The organism is Paenibacillus sp. MER 99-2 (assembly GCF_023714095.1).
In the GTDB taxonomy this organism is placed as follows: domain Bacteria; phylum Bacillota; class Bacilli; order Paenibacillales; family Paenibacillaceae; genus Paenibacillus.
This window is the reverse complement of sequence record NZ_JAMAUZ010000001.1, coordinates 1-16,257: the sequence shown is the minus strand read 5'-3', so window position 1 is coordinate 16,257 and position 16,257 is coordinate 1. Positions and strand designations below refer to the sequence as shown.

14 protein-coding genes, 9 tRNA genes and 2 rRNA genes are annotated in these 16,257 nt (G+C 45.7%); 2 read left to right on the top strand and 23 right to left on the bottom strand.

All coding sequences use genetic code 11. The annotated features are described in order from the left end of the window. Positions 1 to 62: 62 nt before the first annotated feature. From secF to M3636_RS00115, 3 genes are all read right to left on the bottom strand, one after another. Positions 63 to 971 carry a protein translocase subunit SecF gene (gene secF / locus M3636_RS00125; RefSeq protein WP_145408142.1) on the bottom strand — a complete coding sequence of 303 codons (909 nt, stop codon included), beginning with the start codon at positions 969 to 971 and terminating at the stop codon, positions 63 to 65. Then, positions 961 to 2,211: a protein translocase subunit SecD gene (gene secD / locus M3636_RS00120; RefSeq protein ID WP_128103277.1), complete on the bottom strand. Its 1,251-nt coding sequence runs from the start codon at positions 2,209 to 2,211 to the stop codon at positions 961 to 963. The genes secF and secD overlap by 11 nt, the downstream gene beginning before the upstream one ends. Before the next feature lie 90 nt (positions 2,212 to 2,301). After that, complete coding sequence (locus tag M3636_RS00115; protein ID WP_056701711.1) at positions 2,302 to 2,541, bottom strand: post-transcriptional regulator; 240 nt, start codon at positions 2,539 to 2,541, stop codon at positions 2,302 to 2,304. A 227-nt stretch (positions 2,542 to 2,768) separates the two neighbouring features. Between M3636_RS00115 and spoVB the strand changes: the two genes are divergently transcribed. Next, entirely contained in the window at positions 2,769 to 4,382 is a 1,614-nt protein-coding gene (gene spoVB / locus M3636_RS00110) for a stage V sporulation protein B (protein ID WP_251380896.1), read from the top strand. Positions 4,383 to 4,390: 8 nt separating this feature from the next. On the opposite strand, the gene M3636_RS00105 is transcribed toward spoVB, so the two are convergent. Further along, the gene (locus tag M3636_RS00105) at positions 4,391 to 5,098 is read right to left on the bottom strand and encodes a YetF domain-containing protein (RefSeq protein WP_128104575.1); all 708 of its coding nucleotides are present in this window, start codon (positions 5,096 to 5,098) and stop codon (positions 4,391 to 4,393) included. Positions 5,099 to 5,324: 226 nt separating this feature from the next. Here M3636_RS00105 and M3636_RS00100 point away from each other — a divergent pair, with 226 nt between their 5' ends. Next, a complete protein-coding gene (locus tag M3636_RS00100; RefSeq protein ID WP_128103279.1) occupies positions 5,325 to 5,717 on the top strand; it encodes a TIGR04086 family membrane protein in 393 nt (130 codons plus the stop codon). Positions 5,718 to 5,878: 161 nt separating this feature from the next. On the opposite strand, the gene yajC is transcribed toward M3636_RS00100, so the two are convergent. From yajC to M3636_RS00005, 19 genes are all read right to left on the bottom strand, one after another. Next, complete coding sequence (gene yajC, locus M3636_RS00095; protein WP_128103280.1) at positions 5,879 to 6,190, bottom strand: preprotein translocase subunit YajC; 312 nt, start codon at positions 6,188 to 6,190, stop codon at positions 5,879 to 5,881. A 68-nt stretch (positions 6,191 to 6,258) separates the two neighbouring features. Then, complete coding sequence (gene tgt, locus M3636_RS00090) at positions 6,259 to 7,395, bottom strand: tRNA guanosine(34) transglycosylase Tgt (protein WP_056701206.1); 1,137 nt, start codon at positions 7,393 to 7,395, stop codon at positions 6,259 to 6,261. Between the two features lie 53 nt (positions 7,396 to 7,448). Beyond that, entirely contained in the window at positions 7,449 to 8,477 is a 1,029-nt protein-coding gene (gene queA / locus M3636_RS00085) for a tRNA preQ1(34) S-adenosylmethionine ribosyltransferase-isomerase QueA (RefSeq protein WP_251380895.1), read from the bottom strand. Positions 8,478 to 8,484: 7 nt separating this feature from the next. Then, entirely contained in the window at positions 8,485 to 10,506 is a 2,022-nt protein-coding gene (locus M3636_RS00080) for a SpoIID/LytB domain-containing protein (RefSeq protein WP_285858664.1), read from the bottom strand. Positions 10,507 to 10,740: 234 nt separating this feature from the next. Continuing rightward, entirely contained in the window at positions 10,741 to 11,751 is a 1,011-nt protein-coding gene (ruvB, locus tag M3636_RS00075) for a Holliday junction branch migration DNA helicase RuvB (protein WP_056701201.1), read from the bottom strand. Positions 11,752 to 11,806: 55 nt separating this feature from the next. After that, positions 11,807 to 12,421 (bottom strand): Holliday junction branch migration protein RuvA, encoded by a 615-nt coding sequence (gene ruvA, locus M3636_RS00070; RefSeq protein ID WP_056701199.1) that lies wholly within the window; start codon positions 12,419 to 12,421, stop codon positions 11,807 to 11,809. Beyond that, the gene (gene ruvC / locus M3636_RS00065; protein ID WP_056701196.1) at positions 12,418 to 12,921 is read right to left on the bottom strand and encodes a crossover junction endodeoxyribonuclease RuvC; all 504 of its coding nucleotides are present in this window, start codon (positions 12,919 to 12,921) and stop codon (positions 12,418 to 12,420) included. Before ruvC ends, ruvA begins: the two co-directional genes overlap by 4 nt. A gap of 271 nt (positions 12,922 to 13,192) precedes the next feature. Further along, the gene (locus tag M3636_RS29675) at positions 13,193 to 13,891 is read right to left on the bottom strand and encodes a BofC C-terminal domain-containing protein (RefSeq protein WP_251380894.1); all 699 of its coding nucleotides are present in this window, start codon (positions 13,889 to 13,891) and stop codon (positions 13,193 to 13,195) included. A 148-nt stretch (positions 13,892 to 14,039) separates the two neighbouring features. After that, positions 14,040 to 14,113: transfer RNA gene (locus M3636_RS00055), tRNA-Pro, on the bottom strand. Positions 14,114 to 14,120: 7 nt separating this feature from the next. Further along, a tRNA-Leu gene (locus tag M3636_RS00050) sits at positions 14,121 to 14,199 on the bottom strand. Positions 14,200 to 14,213: 14 nt separating this feature from the next. Then, positions 14,214 to 14,290, bottom strand: a tRNA-Arg gene (locus M3636_RS00045). A gap of 4 nt (positions 14,291 to 14,294) precedes the next feature. Continuing rightward, positions 14,295 to 14,369: transfer RNA gene (locus M3636_RS00040), tRNA-Gly, on the bottom strand. A gap of 59 nt (positions 14,370 to 14,428) precedes the next feature. Next, positions 14,429 to 14,506, bottom strand: a tRNA-Asp gene (locus M3636_RS00035). 11 nt (positions 14,507 to 14,517) lie between these two features. Continuing rightward, positions 14,518 to 14,591: transfer RNA gene (locus tag M3636_RS00030), tRNA-Met, on the bottom strand. A gap of 17 nt (positions 14,592 to 14,608) precedes the next feature. Then, positions 14,609 to 14,684, bottom strand: a tRNA-Val gene (locus tag M3636_RS00025). A 122-nt stretch (positions 14,685 to 14,806) separates the two neighbouring features. Next, positions 14,807 to 14,878 (bottom strand) — tRNA-Glu (locus tag M3636_RS00020). Positions 14,879 to 14,882: 4 nt separating this feature from the next. After that, positions 14,883 to 14,958, bottom strand: a tRNA-Asn gene (locus tag M3636_RS00015). Between the two features lie 83 nt (positions 14,959 to 15,041). Then, positions 15,042 to 15,158 (bottom strand): 5S ribosomal RNA (gene rrf / locus M3636_RS00010). Between the two features lie 77 nt (positions 15,159 to 15,235). Continuing rightward, a 23S ribosomal RNA gene (locus M3636_RS00005) occupies positions 15,236 to 16,257 on the bottom strand; the annotation flags it as partial.

Below are 16,257 nucleotides of genomic sequence, written 5' to 3'. Positions count from 1 at the left end.
CTTGTTTCTGTCTCTAAAGTTACAAAGCCGCGCCTAGTAGACGCGGCTTCACAATAAGATGTTTAGTTAGATGCTTTAGCCGCTGTTTTTGGCTTATCGATTTGTTTACCTTTAAGCGTCAGCCATAGTGGAGCAGCGATAAAGATGGAAGAATACGCACCGAACAGCGTTCCGATTACCATGGCAAGCGAGAACATCCGAATGGACTCCCCACCGAAAATGAACAAACAGATGGAAGCCGCAAATACGGTGAATGTCGTATTCAGGGACCGTGTCATCGTTTGTGCCAAACTGCTGTTAACGACCTGGCGCAAATCTGCCTTGGTTGTCTTTTTGGCAAAACGTAAATTTTCACGAATTCGGTCAAAGATAACGATTGTATCGTTGATTGAGAAACCGACGATGGTCAATACGGCGGTAATAAAGGTCAGATCCACTTCCAGACGGAAGATCGAGAACACACTTATTACAACAAATGCATCATGGAAGAGAGCAATTACTGCCGCCAAACCGAAGCGCCACTCGAAGCGAATCGCTACATAAATCATAATCCCGACACTTGCAATGAGAACGGCATAAATCGCATTACGTTCCAGTTCCTTTGCCATTTCAGGGTCTACCGTGTTTACTTCGTAAGAAGCAGTGGAATCCAGTTTGCTGAATTCCTGCTTGAATGTACTCTCTTGCGTTTCATCAAGCTCATTGGAAAAACGAACATTAACCCGATCTGAACCCGGTGTGATCGTTACATCGCCCTCATCAACACCAAGATCAGCAACGATAGGTCTAATCTGTTCCGTTGTAATCGCCTTGGATACTGAAATATCAACATTCGATCCGGCACGGAAATCAACCGCATAGTTCAAACCAAGCGTTAGAATACTAACAATTCCCGCTACGGTTAGGATAATTGAGAAAATATAGGCAAATTTACTGCCTTTAATATAATCATAATTCCAATTAAAGCGCACGAATTTCACTCTCCTTCACTCCGAAGTACTTAGGCTTCTTCAAGACGTTACCCCGTACGAGCAAGGTTAACAGGAAGCGGGAGAAGAAAATATTCGTGATAATACTTGTGACGATGTCAAAAATCAACACAAGTGCGAAGCCTTTAACTGCACCCGTACCAAAGTAGAACATAACAGCAGCAGCAATGATCGTAGTTATGTTAGAGTCAATAATTGTGCGGAAGGAATGCTTACTACCCGCTTTGACCGATGACAAGATCGACTTACCACTCCGCATTTCTTCTTTGATCCGTTCGTACGTGATGATATTGGCGTCAACCGCCATCCCTATACCTAGAATAAATGCCGCGATACCCGGAAGGGTAAGGACAAACTCCCCTAAGTAGAAAATAGCAAGCACCAACCACGTATGTGTAATCAACGCAAAGCTCGCAATGATCCCCGGAATACGGTAAATCCCAATCATAAATACGAGGATGAGCACTGACCCAATCAAACCTGCTTTGATCGTCTGATCCAATGACAATTTACCCAGCGTTGCACCAACACTTTGGGAATACTTCTCTGTCAGTTTCAGCGGAAGCGCACCTAGGTTAATCGTATCACGAAGCTGATTTGCTTCTTCGCGCGTATAAGAACCTGAGATTTGAGCAGAACCATCTGTTAGTTGTTGTCTGACTGTAGGCGCAGACAGCAGCTCATCATCCAAATAAATCGCGAGTGGTTGTCCAACCAAACGTTTGGTGATCTCAGAGAATTTAGCTTTGTCTTTCACTTGAATGTCAATCATCGGTTCATTCAATTGCGTGAATACAACTTTTGCAGCATTCTCTACAAATTCATTACCACGAAGCTCAATCTTGGTGTACTCGCCTTCCTTGTCGTTCTCTGCTTTACTACGGAAGGTCAAGACGGCAGGTTCTTTCATTTTGGCTCTAACTTCAGCCTCATCCGTAACCCCAGCCAACTTCAATCGAATCCGGTTGGTTCCTTCAGTAGTTACCTCCGGTTCGCTTGTTCCGAGCGCATTGGCACGGCTTTCTAGACTCTTGGCCGTTTGCACCAAAGATGCTTTGGTGACTTGTTGTCCCCCATCAAGCGGCTCCGCTTCATATAAGATCTCGTAGCCTCCCTTTAAATCAAGGCCCAAGCGTATATTTTTGAGCAGCTCCGGGCTTGTTCCCACCATTACCCCTGTGGTGACAAGCACGACCAGAATGAAACTGATAATTCTTTTCATGCCGTTCCTAGATCCCCTTTCGTTCTCAATATTCCTATTATAGCGATGCCGTAAAAAGCAGTCAATTTTCAACAAAAAAGATCCCTTTCGCTAGAAAGAGGATCCCCGGTATGCAGACACGGTCATAAAGTTCATAAAGCTTGTTGCTTTCAGTGACAAAATGTCGTTCACCAGCTGGTGAAGCGGTGGAATGCCCTGCTTTTCATATTTATGACTGACGCAATTCCAGACATCTTTGCTGGTCACATATTCATAACCTACAAGCCTAAACTCTTCCGCCTTGCTGCAGCAGAGCATCTCAATGGACTGTTCCATCTCCATATCGTTCATTTCCTCCAACGGGGATTAGCCTCCCTTCCCACACACAAGCCTTTATGCGGCATCAATATTACATCATTCGACTTCACCTGGTCATATTCCTTCTTGCTGGTGATGGATCTTTTTGTTAATCGTGATCAAATTGTCATGAGAGGATCATGGACTGGCATAGGATGAAGAACAACGGCTTTGTCCCATTAACGAAACCTGTTATTTTCATTCGGGAAAGAGGGGTAGTCTTGAAGAAGCAGACATTTATCCAGGGAGCTATGATCCTGCTCGCCGCAGGCATTATTAATCGTATTCTCGGATTCATCCCACGTATTGCATTACCACGGGTTATCGGAGCAGAAGGCGTCGGAATCTATCAGTTAAGTTACCCCTTCTTTATTGTGCTCGTAACCTTAATTACCGGCGGCATACCACTTGCCGTCGCTAAACTCGTAGCTGAAGCAGACACAGGTGCAAATCGTTTTTCTCCTCAACGGATCCTGCAGATCAGTTTAGCCTTTACGTTGACGCTTGGTGTAATTTTTATGTTTCTATGCATTGTTTTTGCCCCTTGGGTCACCCGTTATGTTCTTACAGATGAACGAGTATACCACACATTTGTTAGCATGAGTCCCATGATTGCAATTATCGCTGTGTCGGCTGTTTACAGAGGTTACTTCCAAGGTAAGCAAAATATGATTCCTACGGCAGCTTCCTCTATTGTTGAAACGATTGTTCGTATTATTTGCGTGATTTGGTTTGCTTGGTTGTTGCTTCCCCAAGGTATTGCTCAAGCTGCCGCTGGTGCAATGCTAGGTGCTTTGGTTGGTGAATTCATTGGCATGCTCGTACTGTTATGGAGCTACCATAGACAAAAAAACGATACAGAACACCTCTACATTACAAAATCAGTCGTGCCTCAAGAAAAAAACAATCTCGGTGCAGTTCCTCAAACGGATCATTCACAGCACAGCCTTATTCGCCGGTTGTTAGCCATCTCTGTACCTGTTACAGCAGGACGATTGGTTGGTTCCTTATCCTATCTTGCCGAAACCATTGTAACCGCGCAAAGTTTGGCCATTGCAGGAATTTCACGAGGGTTAGCTACTGCCCAATACGGAGCACTGCAAGGCATGATTATTCCATTATTATTGCTCCCAGGGGCACTTACCTCATCGCTGGCAACCTCTCTCGTCCCCTCATTGTCTGAAGCCTCTGCGCAGGGTGATCGTGCTTTGATTCATAAACGCATGCATCAAGCTCTAAGGCTTGCACTCGTTACAGGTGCTCCTTTTTCTGTTTTTATGTATGTGCTTGCCGAACCGATGTGTCTTATTCTCTACAATGATGCATCGATTGGAAGCATGCTGAAACTGATGGCTCCTTTTGCTCTCTTTATTTACATTCAGGCTCCTCTGCAGGCTGCATTACAGGCACTCGATCGTCCGGGAAAAGCATTGCTCAATACATTTATCGGTGCTGTAATCAAAATCACACTGATTCTACTGCTCGCTTCACGTCCTGAATACGGCATCTTTGGTGCTATTATTGCTATATGTGCTAACTCGACAATCGTAACTTTATTACATGCAAGAAGTGTGCGGACTTTGCTCCAATTTCGTTTCAAATTGATGGACTGGGTTAAGACAGGCACAGGCATGTTCATCATGGGTGCAGCAACTCTTCTTGTTTATGAGCATACGATCGTTATTCTGCCACTATGGGCAAGAATGATTCTTGCTCCTTCGATAGGATTAATCGTGTATTTAATCGTAATGGGTTTGACACGTATGATTGATTTTCATGATTTGTCCCGTGTGCCTATTATCGGTTCATGGTTTGAACGTAGATCACGTAAATAAGCGATATCTTATTTGGAATCATCCTTCAGGCTAACATAGACTTTGCCATTATGATCAATGGAACAGATAAATACTTCCTTGAAATCAAGAATGCCTTTTTGCTGAATCTGATTTTTAAGCCAGAATCTTGTTTTTTGAATAAGTTCAAGATTTTGATCCTGAACTTTGCCATCCATGATTAGTGGCAAGGGCAGACCTTCATATTTGATATTCTGGAATCCATCCACTCGTTCTTGCCTAGCTTTTTGTTTGGTATGGGAGCTGCCTCCATTATTTGATGATCCGTTTCCACCTGAATTGCTCTGATTGCTCGGAAATACTGTTAATTTACCTGTTGTCTCAAGAATGGCAAACTCGACGTCGCCAATGCTATCTATATTTTGCTCACGCAACTGAAGTAACAGATCATCCAGATTGTATCGTTGCTTACGCATCTCATCCCGATGCAGAGTACCTTTGGAGATGAGAACCGTCGGTTTGCCATCAATCATTAGGCGAAGTCTACGACTCTTGAGACTGATAAATGCCACACCAATCTGCATTATAAGTACAGTTAGCATGGGCACTATTCCGTGAGAAAGAGGTTTTTCCATATCCTCGATGACGAAGGCCGCAATCTCTGCAAGCATAATGGACACGACGAGGTCAAACATGGACAGCTTTCCAATTTCCCTCTTCCCCATCACCCTGATCGCGCCATAGACAATGAAATACATGAGGATTGTTCGAAAAATATGGGCTCCGATATCTGAGAAGTTCACGACAAGGTTCCTCCTTTGTTTGAGTTATCCATAGGCACCTGTAGCGTAATCCCTATTTTGACCCGAAGCTAACATGCTCATGCAGAGCAAATCCATTCATTTAATGGAAAATTCAGTTCATAAGTCCGAAGGCTTGACCATACACTGTATTAATTTCAAACTTGTACAAGGGGGATGCTTCATGCAGCTGATTCGCCGAGTGATCTCGTTTCGAATGTCCAACCCAATTTTGTCGGGACTCTGTCATGCCTTTGTTTGGATGTTACTAGGAGCATTGGTTCTTTCCTTATTTCTCTGGATGACTGGAATGCGGGAGCAGGATCTTTCCCTGTATACTTACGTTGTTCATGGGCTGTCGCTACTCATTGGTGGATTTGTGGCTGGCAAAAGATCTGGTGAAAAAGGATGGTATCACGGTGGTCTTACGGGTGTCGTTTATGGCTTCATTGTACTGGTCATTGGATTCCTGGCATTGGATGCCTCGTTCAACTGGAAAGATAGCTTACAACTTGCAAGTGCATTTCTAATCTCTGCTCTGGGTGGAATTTTTGGGGTAAACACACGGCGGAACTAACAGTTAAGGAGTGTTTGTCTGACATGTGGCATAAAGGCATCTGGGTCATTCTAAAAAAAAAGAACCGGAGCCCTATAGCAGGAGCTTCGGTTCTGTAATAAATAAAATTAACTACTGTGAGCGAGATCTAAGTACGTCTACAACTTCTCGCTCATTTATAATTATTCAGCAGTTTCACGACTTACTGCACTGCTGATCGCATTACGATCAAATGTAAGCTTCGTTACATCGTTTACGCGTAGAACAACCACGTCTTCTGTAATTTCAGCGATTGTACCATGGAGACCACCGATTGTTACGATTTTATCGCCTTTTTTCAACTGGCTAAGCATCGAATTACGCTGTTTTTGCTTCTTGTTCTGTGGACGAATCATCAAGAAGTAGAAAATCGCAACCATAAGTACCAAAGGTACAATCAAAGATACAATACCTCCGCCTGGATTAGCCGCTTGTAGTGCCATTCCTTGAAACATGTAAACTCCCCCTTATCGACTATACGTACAAGATAATGCTTGTTCCTCCGGTTCCGCAATAAACCACATTAGAAACCTTTGTCATTGTCATGAAGACCATATTGATCGAAAAATTCATCCCGGAAATCAAGCAGACGATCTTCCATAATGGCTTTACGCACGTTGCGCATCAAATTCTGCAAGAAATGAAGATTATGGATGGTCGTCAGACGCAAGCCAAACGTTTCATCCGCCTTGATTAAATGACGCAAATAGGCTCTGGAATAGTTACGACAAGTGTAGCAATCACATTCAGGGTCAAGTGGCCCAAAATCAGTTGCAAACTTGGCATTTCGAACTACAAGCCGTCCTTGGCTAGTCATCGTTGTTCCGTTACGGGCAATTCGCGTTGGAAGTACGCAATCGAACATGTCTACTCCACGAATCGATCCCTCAATCAATGCATCGGGTGAACCTACCCCCATTAAATAACGTGGTTTGTTGGAAGGCAACAAAGGCACCGTATAATCCAACACGCCATACATTAAATGTTTCGGTTCTCCAACACTCAGTCCACCAATAGCATACCCCGGGAAATCCATGGAAGTCAAATCTGCTGCGCTTTGGCGGCGCAGATCTTCGTGCATTCCGCCCTGCACGATGGCGAACAGACCTTGGTCATGTGGACGGGCATGACTTTCCAAGCAACGCTCAGCCCAACGGCTAGTACGTTCAAGAGATTTTTTCACATATTCATATTCTGCAGGGTATGGTGGACATTCATCAAATGCCATCATAATATCGGAACCCAGTGCGTTCTGTATTTCCATAGCCACTTCTGGGGACAAGAACTTTTTGTCTCCATTCAGATGTGAGCGGAAATTCACGCCTTCCTCTGTGATTTTACGCATTTCACTGAGAGAGAATACTTGAAATCCACCACTATCGGTCAGAATTGGGCGATCCCAATTCATGAATTTGTGCAAGCCACCAGCTTGACGAATAATCTCATGTCCGGGTCTCAGAAACAGATGATACGTATTACTCAGAATAATCTGCGCATCCATTTCCTTTAACTCTTCAGGACTCATCGTTTTAACGGTTGCTTGCGTGCCTACTGGCATGAACGTTGGTGTCTCAATGATTCCGTGAGGTGTATGTACACGTCCTAATCGGGCACCAGATTGTTTACAAGTTTTAATATGTTCGTACGTAATTGCTGCCATTGGTTTTAATCATCCTCTAAAAGTTAATCGTTAGACCTGTATTCGTGAATCAATTAATAGATCAACATTGCATCGCCAAAGCTGAAAAATCTATACTCTTGCGCGATAGCTTCCTCATAGGCGTGCATAATGTGTTCTCTACCTGCAAGCGCACTTACCAGCATGACCAATGTAGATTTCGGAAGATGGAAATTCGTCAGCATGCCATCAATAACCTTGAAGTTATATCCAGGATAGATGAAAATTTTAGTCCAGCCACTGCTCTCCTGCAATATCCCATGCTCAAATTTACTTCCTACCGTTTCAAGTGTACGACAACTTGTCGTACCTACGGCAAAAACACGATTCCCACGTTGCTTCGTTTCGTTAATGAGATCCGCCGTCTCCTGTGAGATAGAGTAATACTCCTCATGCATAACATGATCCTCTACTACATCTACGGACATCGGGCGGAATGTTCCCAGCCCCACATGAAGCGTAATGAAGGTTACGTTAACACCTTTTGCTCGAATCTGATCAAGCAGTGCATCTGTAAAATGAAGCCCAGCTGTTGGTGCGGCCGCAGACCCTTCATGCTTCGCATATACCGTCTGATAGCGTTCGCGATCATCCAGTGTTTCTTTAATATATGGAGGCAACGGCATTTCACCGAGTCGATCTAGGATCTCCTGAAAGATTCCCTCATATGAAAATGTAAGCATACGCGCGCCCATTTCGCCTTCTTCGTCGATCACGGCTTTCAGTTCATCTCCAAAAACGATAACAGAACCGGCTTTCAGCTTTTTACCTGGCTTAACCAGTGCTTCCCAGCGATCACCTTCCACGTTTTTGAGAAGTAACACTTCCGCTTTGGCTCCAGTATCCTCTTTTGTTCCAAACAAACGAGCTGGCAATACCCGTGTATCGTTGAGCACAAGTGTGTCACCAGGCTGTAGAAAATTAATAATATCCGGAAACGTGTGATGGTTAACTTCACCGCTCTCCTTATTCAACGTAAGCAAGCGAGACGCTGTCCGATCAAGCAACGGCGTCTGTGCAATAAGCTGTTCCGGCAATTCAAAATCATATAAGTTCACATTCATGTTCAATTCATTCCTTAACAATAGTCGCATTTTGGTAATAGTGTTTCAATATTTCCTGGTAATCATACCCTTCATCTGCCATGCCTTTGGCTCCCCATTGTGACAAACCTAATCCATGACCATTTCCTTGGCCAATGAACATAAAGTTCTGTCCCTGAGTTACGGCTCTTGCCTGACCATCACCGCTCATGACAACAAGGGCATTACCGGAAGAAGTCCCTGTACCTGAGGCAGACAATACGGCCGCCCCTTGAGACCCGGTCTTACTCGCTGTATTCCCGTCAGCGCCTAATACAGTATAACTTCCAGTACCTGCAATATCAAATAAAGTACTAGGCAATCCACCTAGAGCCGAGCGGTACGTATCTGCATATTTAACAGTTAGCGCTTGTCCATTCGCACTTACTTCAAGTGCTCGACCAGAAGGTCCGCGCTTCGTGACTTCTAATGTTGAGATAGATGAAGGAACAGCCGTTGTTGTTTTACCTTGTAACGTTTTGACTAATTGAGCAGAGGTAAATGGCCCTCTCACCCAAGCGTAATCATTGGATTGCGCTACTTTTGCCAAAACAACGGCTTCGTTTCCTGGATTCATTTTGGCTACCGGCTCAACGGTAGATTGAATTAGCGGGATGGCACGAACATTCGTATTCTGTGCCGTAACGGTAACCTTGGAAAGACCTGCATCAGTTTTGGAGCTTAGCTCCTTCACATTGTCCTCACGGATATATCCACTGATGCCTGAGTTGAGCAGTACATGATACCACGTATGCAATCCAGCCTGCGCTGATGTATCTCCAGAGCTATCCACATTGGTGAAGACTCCTGCTCCCCCGTTCCAAACCTCGGAAGGATGTGCCGTTTGTCCACCCGCATTAGATGAGAACACAGCCTCTACAATTTTATCCCCACTTTTGACAACTTCTCCTGCCGTAGCATCCACTGCGCTGGTTACTTTATCATTCTCCGAATCAATGCCGTTATAGGCTTGACTTAGTGTAGTATCCACAACATTAGCAATTTGGAAGCGAGTGCCCTGTTGAAGAGCATAGGATCGAGCAGCAACTGCTTGTACTTTCAGAGCCTCTGCTGGCCAGGAGGAATACACCTCTGCTCCAACAACGGAGTACAAATATTGTTCTAGTGGAACGACATTCACTAAGGCCAAGTCACCATTTACGATACTTAGTTCCATATTCCCTCGATATGTCCGCTGGGAACGTTCCAACACTTTGATACCACTTCCATCTCCTTGTACCCAAGCTTTGGCTACCGTACCTGCAATCGTGTAGTGTACCGCGGTCTTAGGCGTGTCAAGGCTTAACCCTGCATCCTGCCGGATGATTAGAGCGGAGCTATTATTAGCTACAGGAGATAGACTGATACCAGCTGCTTGTGCCTCAACTGACTTTTTCACAGCAGTCAGCTCCGCATCTGTTACAGCTTCACCGACCCATACACTGTAACCCGAACTACCAGCGTCCAATGACAGTACGGTATAGGAAGTGACGCCTGATACTGAGAGAGAAGCTTGCGCCGCTTGTGCTTCTTGTAAGGAGCTATAGTTTCCAGTAGATAAATGTTTAGTTCCGGTTATGACTGGTTTCTGTCCACCCAATTGAGCTGCTGCAACTTTCTGAACACGAGCAACTGCTTGTCCAGCAAGTGCCTCTGTAGCATAGTTTCCGGTATAGAGCTGATACACCGTTTTGCCACTCACACTTGAGCTGAAGAGTAGCGGCTTATCGCTGGTTGGTTGCAATAATTTGGCTGCTGCCGCCGCTGTTTTGAAATCTGCTGTCTCCAACACCTTCACACGGAAACCATCCGCACTGAATCGAACCTGCCCAGCTGGAAGACTTACATTAGTACCCGTCTCAGATCCAACTGTCCAACTTCCATTAGATTCAAGAGTAATTAATGGTGTTGTTGATTTATATGTGCTTCCTAGATTTGCAAACATCGCAACCCGAATTAACTGTCCATCATTTTCTGCTGCATAAGCGGGTACCTGCAGACATCCTGCCATCAATACAGCAGCAGCCAAAACCTTTAACCGGCGACTCCATTTTTTATTTTGTATTGCTTTCCCCACGATCAAGCTCCTCTCCGCACTTTTCCTTGTGTATATAAGTTCAACTAAAAAGTTTAGTTGAACTTATATACATTATAGATACATCTATAAATTTTAAAATTCATTATATTTTATTAGCTGGTTGATGTACTAGAAGAGTGTCCTTCCCACTGCCCATCGCACTACTTGTTACTTTCCATCTCGTGGCGGAATCGGCAAACCTAAATGATGGTAAGCCATATCTGTAACAATCCGACCTCTTGGTGTACGTTGAATCATACCGATCTGCAATAAATAAGGCTCATAGACATCCTCAATCGTTTGACTCTCTTCACCAATCGTAGCTGCAATCGTATCCAGACCAACCGGGCCTCCCCGGAAGCTATTGATCATAGATTTAAGCATCTTATGGTCGATTTCGTCCAATCCTCTAGGATCAATCTGTAGACGTTTAAGCGCTTCTTCTGCTAATGCCTGTGTAATGACTCCATCGCCTCGTACCTGAGCGAAATCTCGAACCCGCTTCAATAAACGATTGGCAATCCTCGGCGTTCCACGGGAACGGAGGGCAATCTCTTCTGCAGCGTCTCCAACAATCTCAACCCCAAGAATCTCTGTAGAGCGAGAGACAATGTAGGCTAGCTCATCAACCGTATAAAATTCCAGACGGCTAATAACACCAAAACGATCCCGCAGAGGCGCAGACAGCAAACCAGCGCGTGTTGTAGCCCCAATAAGAGTGAACGGTGGTAGGTCAAGACGCACAGATCGCGCACTAGGCCCTTTACCGATCATAATATCCAATGCAGAGTCTTCCATCGCAGGGTACATCACTTCTTCAACTGTACGATGCAGGCGATGAATTTCGTCAATAAATAACACATCACCCTCCTGAAGATTGGTCAGCAATGCTGCCAGATCTCCTGGTCGCTCAATCGCAGGCCCTGACGTGGTGCGCAGGTTAACGCCCAATTCATTGGCAACGATGTTGGCAAGTGTCGTTTTACCGAGCCCTGGTGGACCATACAACAAAACATGATCCAAGGCTTCATTACGCATTTTGGCTGCTTCAATATATACTTTTAAATTTTCCTTAACCTGATTTTGTCCAATATATTCATTCAAATACCGGGGACGAAGACTCAGCTCAACAGCTTGATCATCCATCATCAGGTTAGCGGAAATAATACGCTCATCCATATTTATCCCTACCTTTTTAGTACGAGCCACTGTGCTGTCGTGGTGGTAAAGTTAGTTATCCAGTGAATAGCATTTGCAGTGCTCGTTTCATCAACACATCAACCGAATCCGCAGATGTAACATCTTTTTTCAACTTGAGCCATACTTTATCCAACTCGCTGTCTGTGTAACCAAGTGCTTTGAGACCATCACGTGCCTCATCCCAAGCAGAGCCGCTTCCTGCTTCTTCTGAAGGAGGGGCAAATAAACCTGTTGCATACGCCGCGGCACCGAACCCGTCCAGCTTATCCTTCAGATCCAAAATCATACGCTGAGCTGTCTTTTTACCGATTCCCGGCAGCTTGGTCAGGAACGTCAGATTCTCTTGGTAAATCGCTGTAACGACATGATCAGGCGTGCCTCCCGCCAAAATGCCCAGGGCAACTCGTGGTCCAATACCGGACACCTCGATCAACTTACGAAACAAGCGCTGTTCTTCTCTTGTAACAAAACCATATAGCAACATGGCATCTTCACGCACGTGATGATGGGTGTAGACCATGATCTCACCTTCTTGCTTCGCGAACGCATACGGATTAGGACAAAATACACGATAGCCCACACCTTGAACATCAAGCACAATATATTCATTCTCCACATGCACGAACTGTCCTCTAAGAAAATCAATCATTTTCGCAATACCTCATTTAACTTAGAATTTAATGTATATGAATGTGCATGACATACAGCTACTGCTAACGCATCTGCTACGTCATCTGGCTTGGGAATCGCCTGCAAACGCAGAAACATTTTGACCATCTCTTGCACTTGACGTTTCTCCGCCTTGCCGTATCCTACAATCGCCTGTTTAATCTGCATCGGCGTGTACTCAGCAATAGGTAGCCCTTTCTGTGCAGCCGCCAAGACCATTACCCCTCTGGCCTGACTGACGGACATCGCTGTTGTAACGTTCCGATTGAAGAAAAGTTTCTCCAGTGCGACTGCATCTGGCTTATATTTATCGATGAGCTGCACCATGCCCTCATATACGTGAAGCAATCGTTCCTCTTCAGGTGTATGTGCCTCTGTCTGAATGCAGCCATATTGTACAGGAACCACTTTACTACCGATCTTATCCACAAAACCAAACCCAACAATCGCAATTCCCGGGTCTATCCCCAAAAAACGCAAACCCATCTCTCCCTTACAATAAAGCGAACATATGTATCGTTCATTTCATTATAACAAAAAGATAGACCCTGCGGCAGGAAACTTTGACTACATTTTAAAAGGTCGAGTAAAGCCCAAAACCTATTGACCGGGGGTGTATCACGCAATTCCAAAGTCCAACTTATTTTCCTACGATCGGTCAGCACATGACAAAAAGGACATCTTTTCGATGCCCTCCTCCAGCAAACTCATATCCCGTCTTAGATTTTATGCTGTTCGAATTTTTTTGGAGTCATCCACCATTTCGAATGACTTCTTCCGAGGCTCGATCAATCGCATAGTCACTAAATGTCGAAATCACACTGTTATACTCATCTTTATCCTGTACTCGGATTCCTTGCTGCAGCTGCTCCCATACTCCTTCAGGCAGAGAAGACTCAAGTGACCCAACATCCATCTGAAAAAAAGTACGGATTACTTTGTCTTCTGCAGGGCGACCTTCGTACAGATTTAGATTACCCAAAGCATCTATGCTAATATAAGCCTGCTCTTTGCATAGAGGAGAAAGGTCGTCAACGTGTTGCTTAACCCGTAATGCATCTGCTGCAACTTCTGCATCCCATTCAGGATGTTGAATTAACAATACTTCGATTTGCGAAGCTGTCATTTTGCCTAATTGCTCTGTCTCGACTCCACAGACATAGTGGACTTCCAGTACAACAGCAGTTAAATCATCAGGCGCATTAGATACTAGTTGTTTAAGTATGGCTTGTACCTCTGCTTCTGAACGTTTCTCTTCTATAGGAGCTGCCCCCATAACAGTAACGGTCTCACTAAAATTAGTTGTTAATAAACGTTGAATGTGAGAGGAGATGGACAGTCCACTATACGCCAGTAATGTTACAGCCACTAAAGCTAGACTCATCCATGCAGTTCGTTTCCAACGTCGCCAACGTCTCTTCCATTGTTTCTTTAATTTAAACGTGTTCACGTGAACCCCTTCTATCACCTTTTTAAAACTAGTGTGACCGAAAGGGTTATCGTTTATGCACAATCAATTCTGCATTTAAACATCACTTACACCACTTACACAAATACAAAAAGAGACTATCATATTATAGATAGTCTCTTTTCTCAGATCGGGATGACACGATTTGAACATGCGACCCCCTGGTCCCAAACCAGGTGCTCTACCAAGCTGAGCTACATCCCGTTATGTATACCGGCGAGAGGACTCGAACCTCCACGGTTTCCCACTCGATTTTGAGTCGAGCGCGTCTGCCATTCCGCCACGCCGGCATATAAAGTTATAATGGCGCGCCCTGAGAGATTCGAACTCCCGGCCTTTTGATTCGTAGTCAAACGCTCTATCCAGCTGAGCTAAGGGCGCAAATTGGAGCGGAAGACGGGAATCGAACCCGCGACCCTCGCCTTGGCAAGGCGATGCTCTACCGCTGAGCCACTTCCGCATACGGTAAGGTGTAATCAAAAACAAAATGGATTCTCATCCCTGAAGCATAAACTTAAATGGCGGAACCGACGGGATTCGAACCCGCGATCTCCTGCGTGACAGGCAGGCATGTTAGGCCAACTACACCACGGTTCCAAAATAAAAAATTGCGGGGGCAGGATTTGAACCTGCGGCCTTCGGGTTATGAGCCCGACGAGCTACCGGGCTGCTCCACCCCGCGTCGTTAAAAAAAGTATATGGTGGAGGCTGAGGGGATCGAACCCCCGACCCTCTGCTTGTAAGGCAGATGCTCTCCCAGCTGAGCTAAGCCTCCATCTATATGACCCGTAGGGTATACTCTCACTTCGTTCGAGACTGCGATGCAGTGCTAACGAGGCTTATCCTCCGACGAACCTTTGGGATTCTCATCCCTTGTTGAAGCAATAGAAATTGCTATGACCCGTAGGGGATTCGAACCCCTGTTACCTCCGTGAAAGGGAGGTGTCTTAACCCCTTGACCAACGGGCCTTAATGGCTCCCCGAACAGGGCTCGAACCTGTGACAACTCGATTAACAGTCGAGTGCTCTACCAACTGAGCTATCAGGGAATAACATACATTTACATAATTATTAAATTTAATTCATCGTACAATGTCCACAAGTAAAACTTGTATCTATGTAAGAAAAATTTGCTTGGCGGCGTCCTACTCTCCCAGGACCCTGCGGTCCAAGTACCATCGGCGCTAGAGGGCTTAACGGTCGTGTTCGGGATGGGTACGTGTGGAACCCCTCCGCCATCGCCACCAAACGCGTAGCTTACATCTCAGAGTGTTGTTCTCTGAAAACTAGATTCGAAACGAAAGTCTGCGATTTAAAACGTGCTAATTGGATAAGCCCTCGACCGATTAGTACTGGTCAGCTCCATGCATTACTGCACTTCCACCCCCAGCCTATCTACCTCGTCGTCTTCAAGGGGTCTTACATACTGGGAAATCTCATCTTGAGGGGGGCTTCACGCTTAGATGCTTTCAGCGCTTATCCCGTCCGTACATAGCTACCCAGCGGTGCTCCTGGCGGAACAACTGGTACACCAGCGGTACGTCCATCCCGGTCCTCTCGTACTAAGGACAGCTCCTCTCAAATTTCCTACGCCCACGACAGATAGGGACCGAACTGTCTCACGACGTTCTGAACCCAGCTCGCGTACCGCTTTAATGGGCGAACAGCCCAACCCTTGGGACCTACTTCAGCCCCAGGATGCGATGAGCCGACATCGAGGTGCCAAACCTCCCCGTCGATGTGGACTCTTGGGGGAGATAAGCCTGTTATCCCCAGGGTAGCTTTTATCCGTTGAGCGATGGCCCTTCCATGCGGTACCACCGGATCACTAAGCCCGACTTTCGTCCCTGCTCGACTTGTAGGTCTCGCAGTCAAGCTCCCTTATGCCTTTGCACTCTTCGAATGATTTCCAACCATTCTGAGGGAACCTTTGGGCGCCTCCGTTACTCTTTAGGAGGCGACCGCCCCAGTCAAACTGCCCACCTGACACTGTCCCCGCACCGGATTACGGTACCAGGTTAGAACCTAGATACGATCAGGGTGGTATCCCAACGGTGCCTCCACCGAAGCTGGCGCTCCGGCTTCAAAGGCTCCCACCTATCCTGTACAGATCGTACCCAAATTCAATATCAAGCTGCAGTAAAGCTCCATGGGGTCTTTCCGTCTTGTCGCGGGTAACCTGCATCTTCACAGGTATTAAAATTTCACCGGATCTCTCGTTGAGACAGCGCCCAAGTCGTTACGCCATTCGTGCGGGTCAGAATTTACCTGACAAGGAATTTCGCTACCTTAGGACCGTTATAGTTACGGCCGCCGTTTACTGGGGCTTCGGTTCACAGCTTCGGATT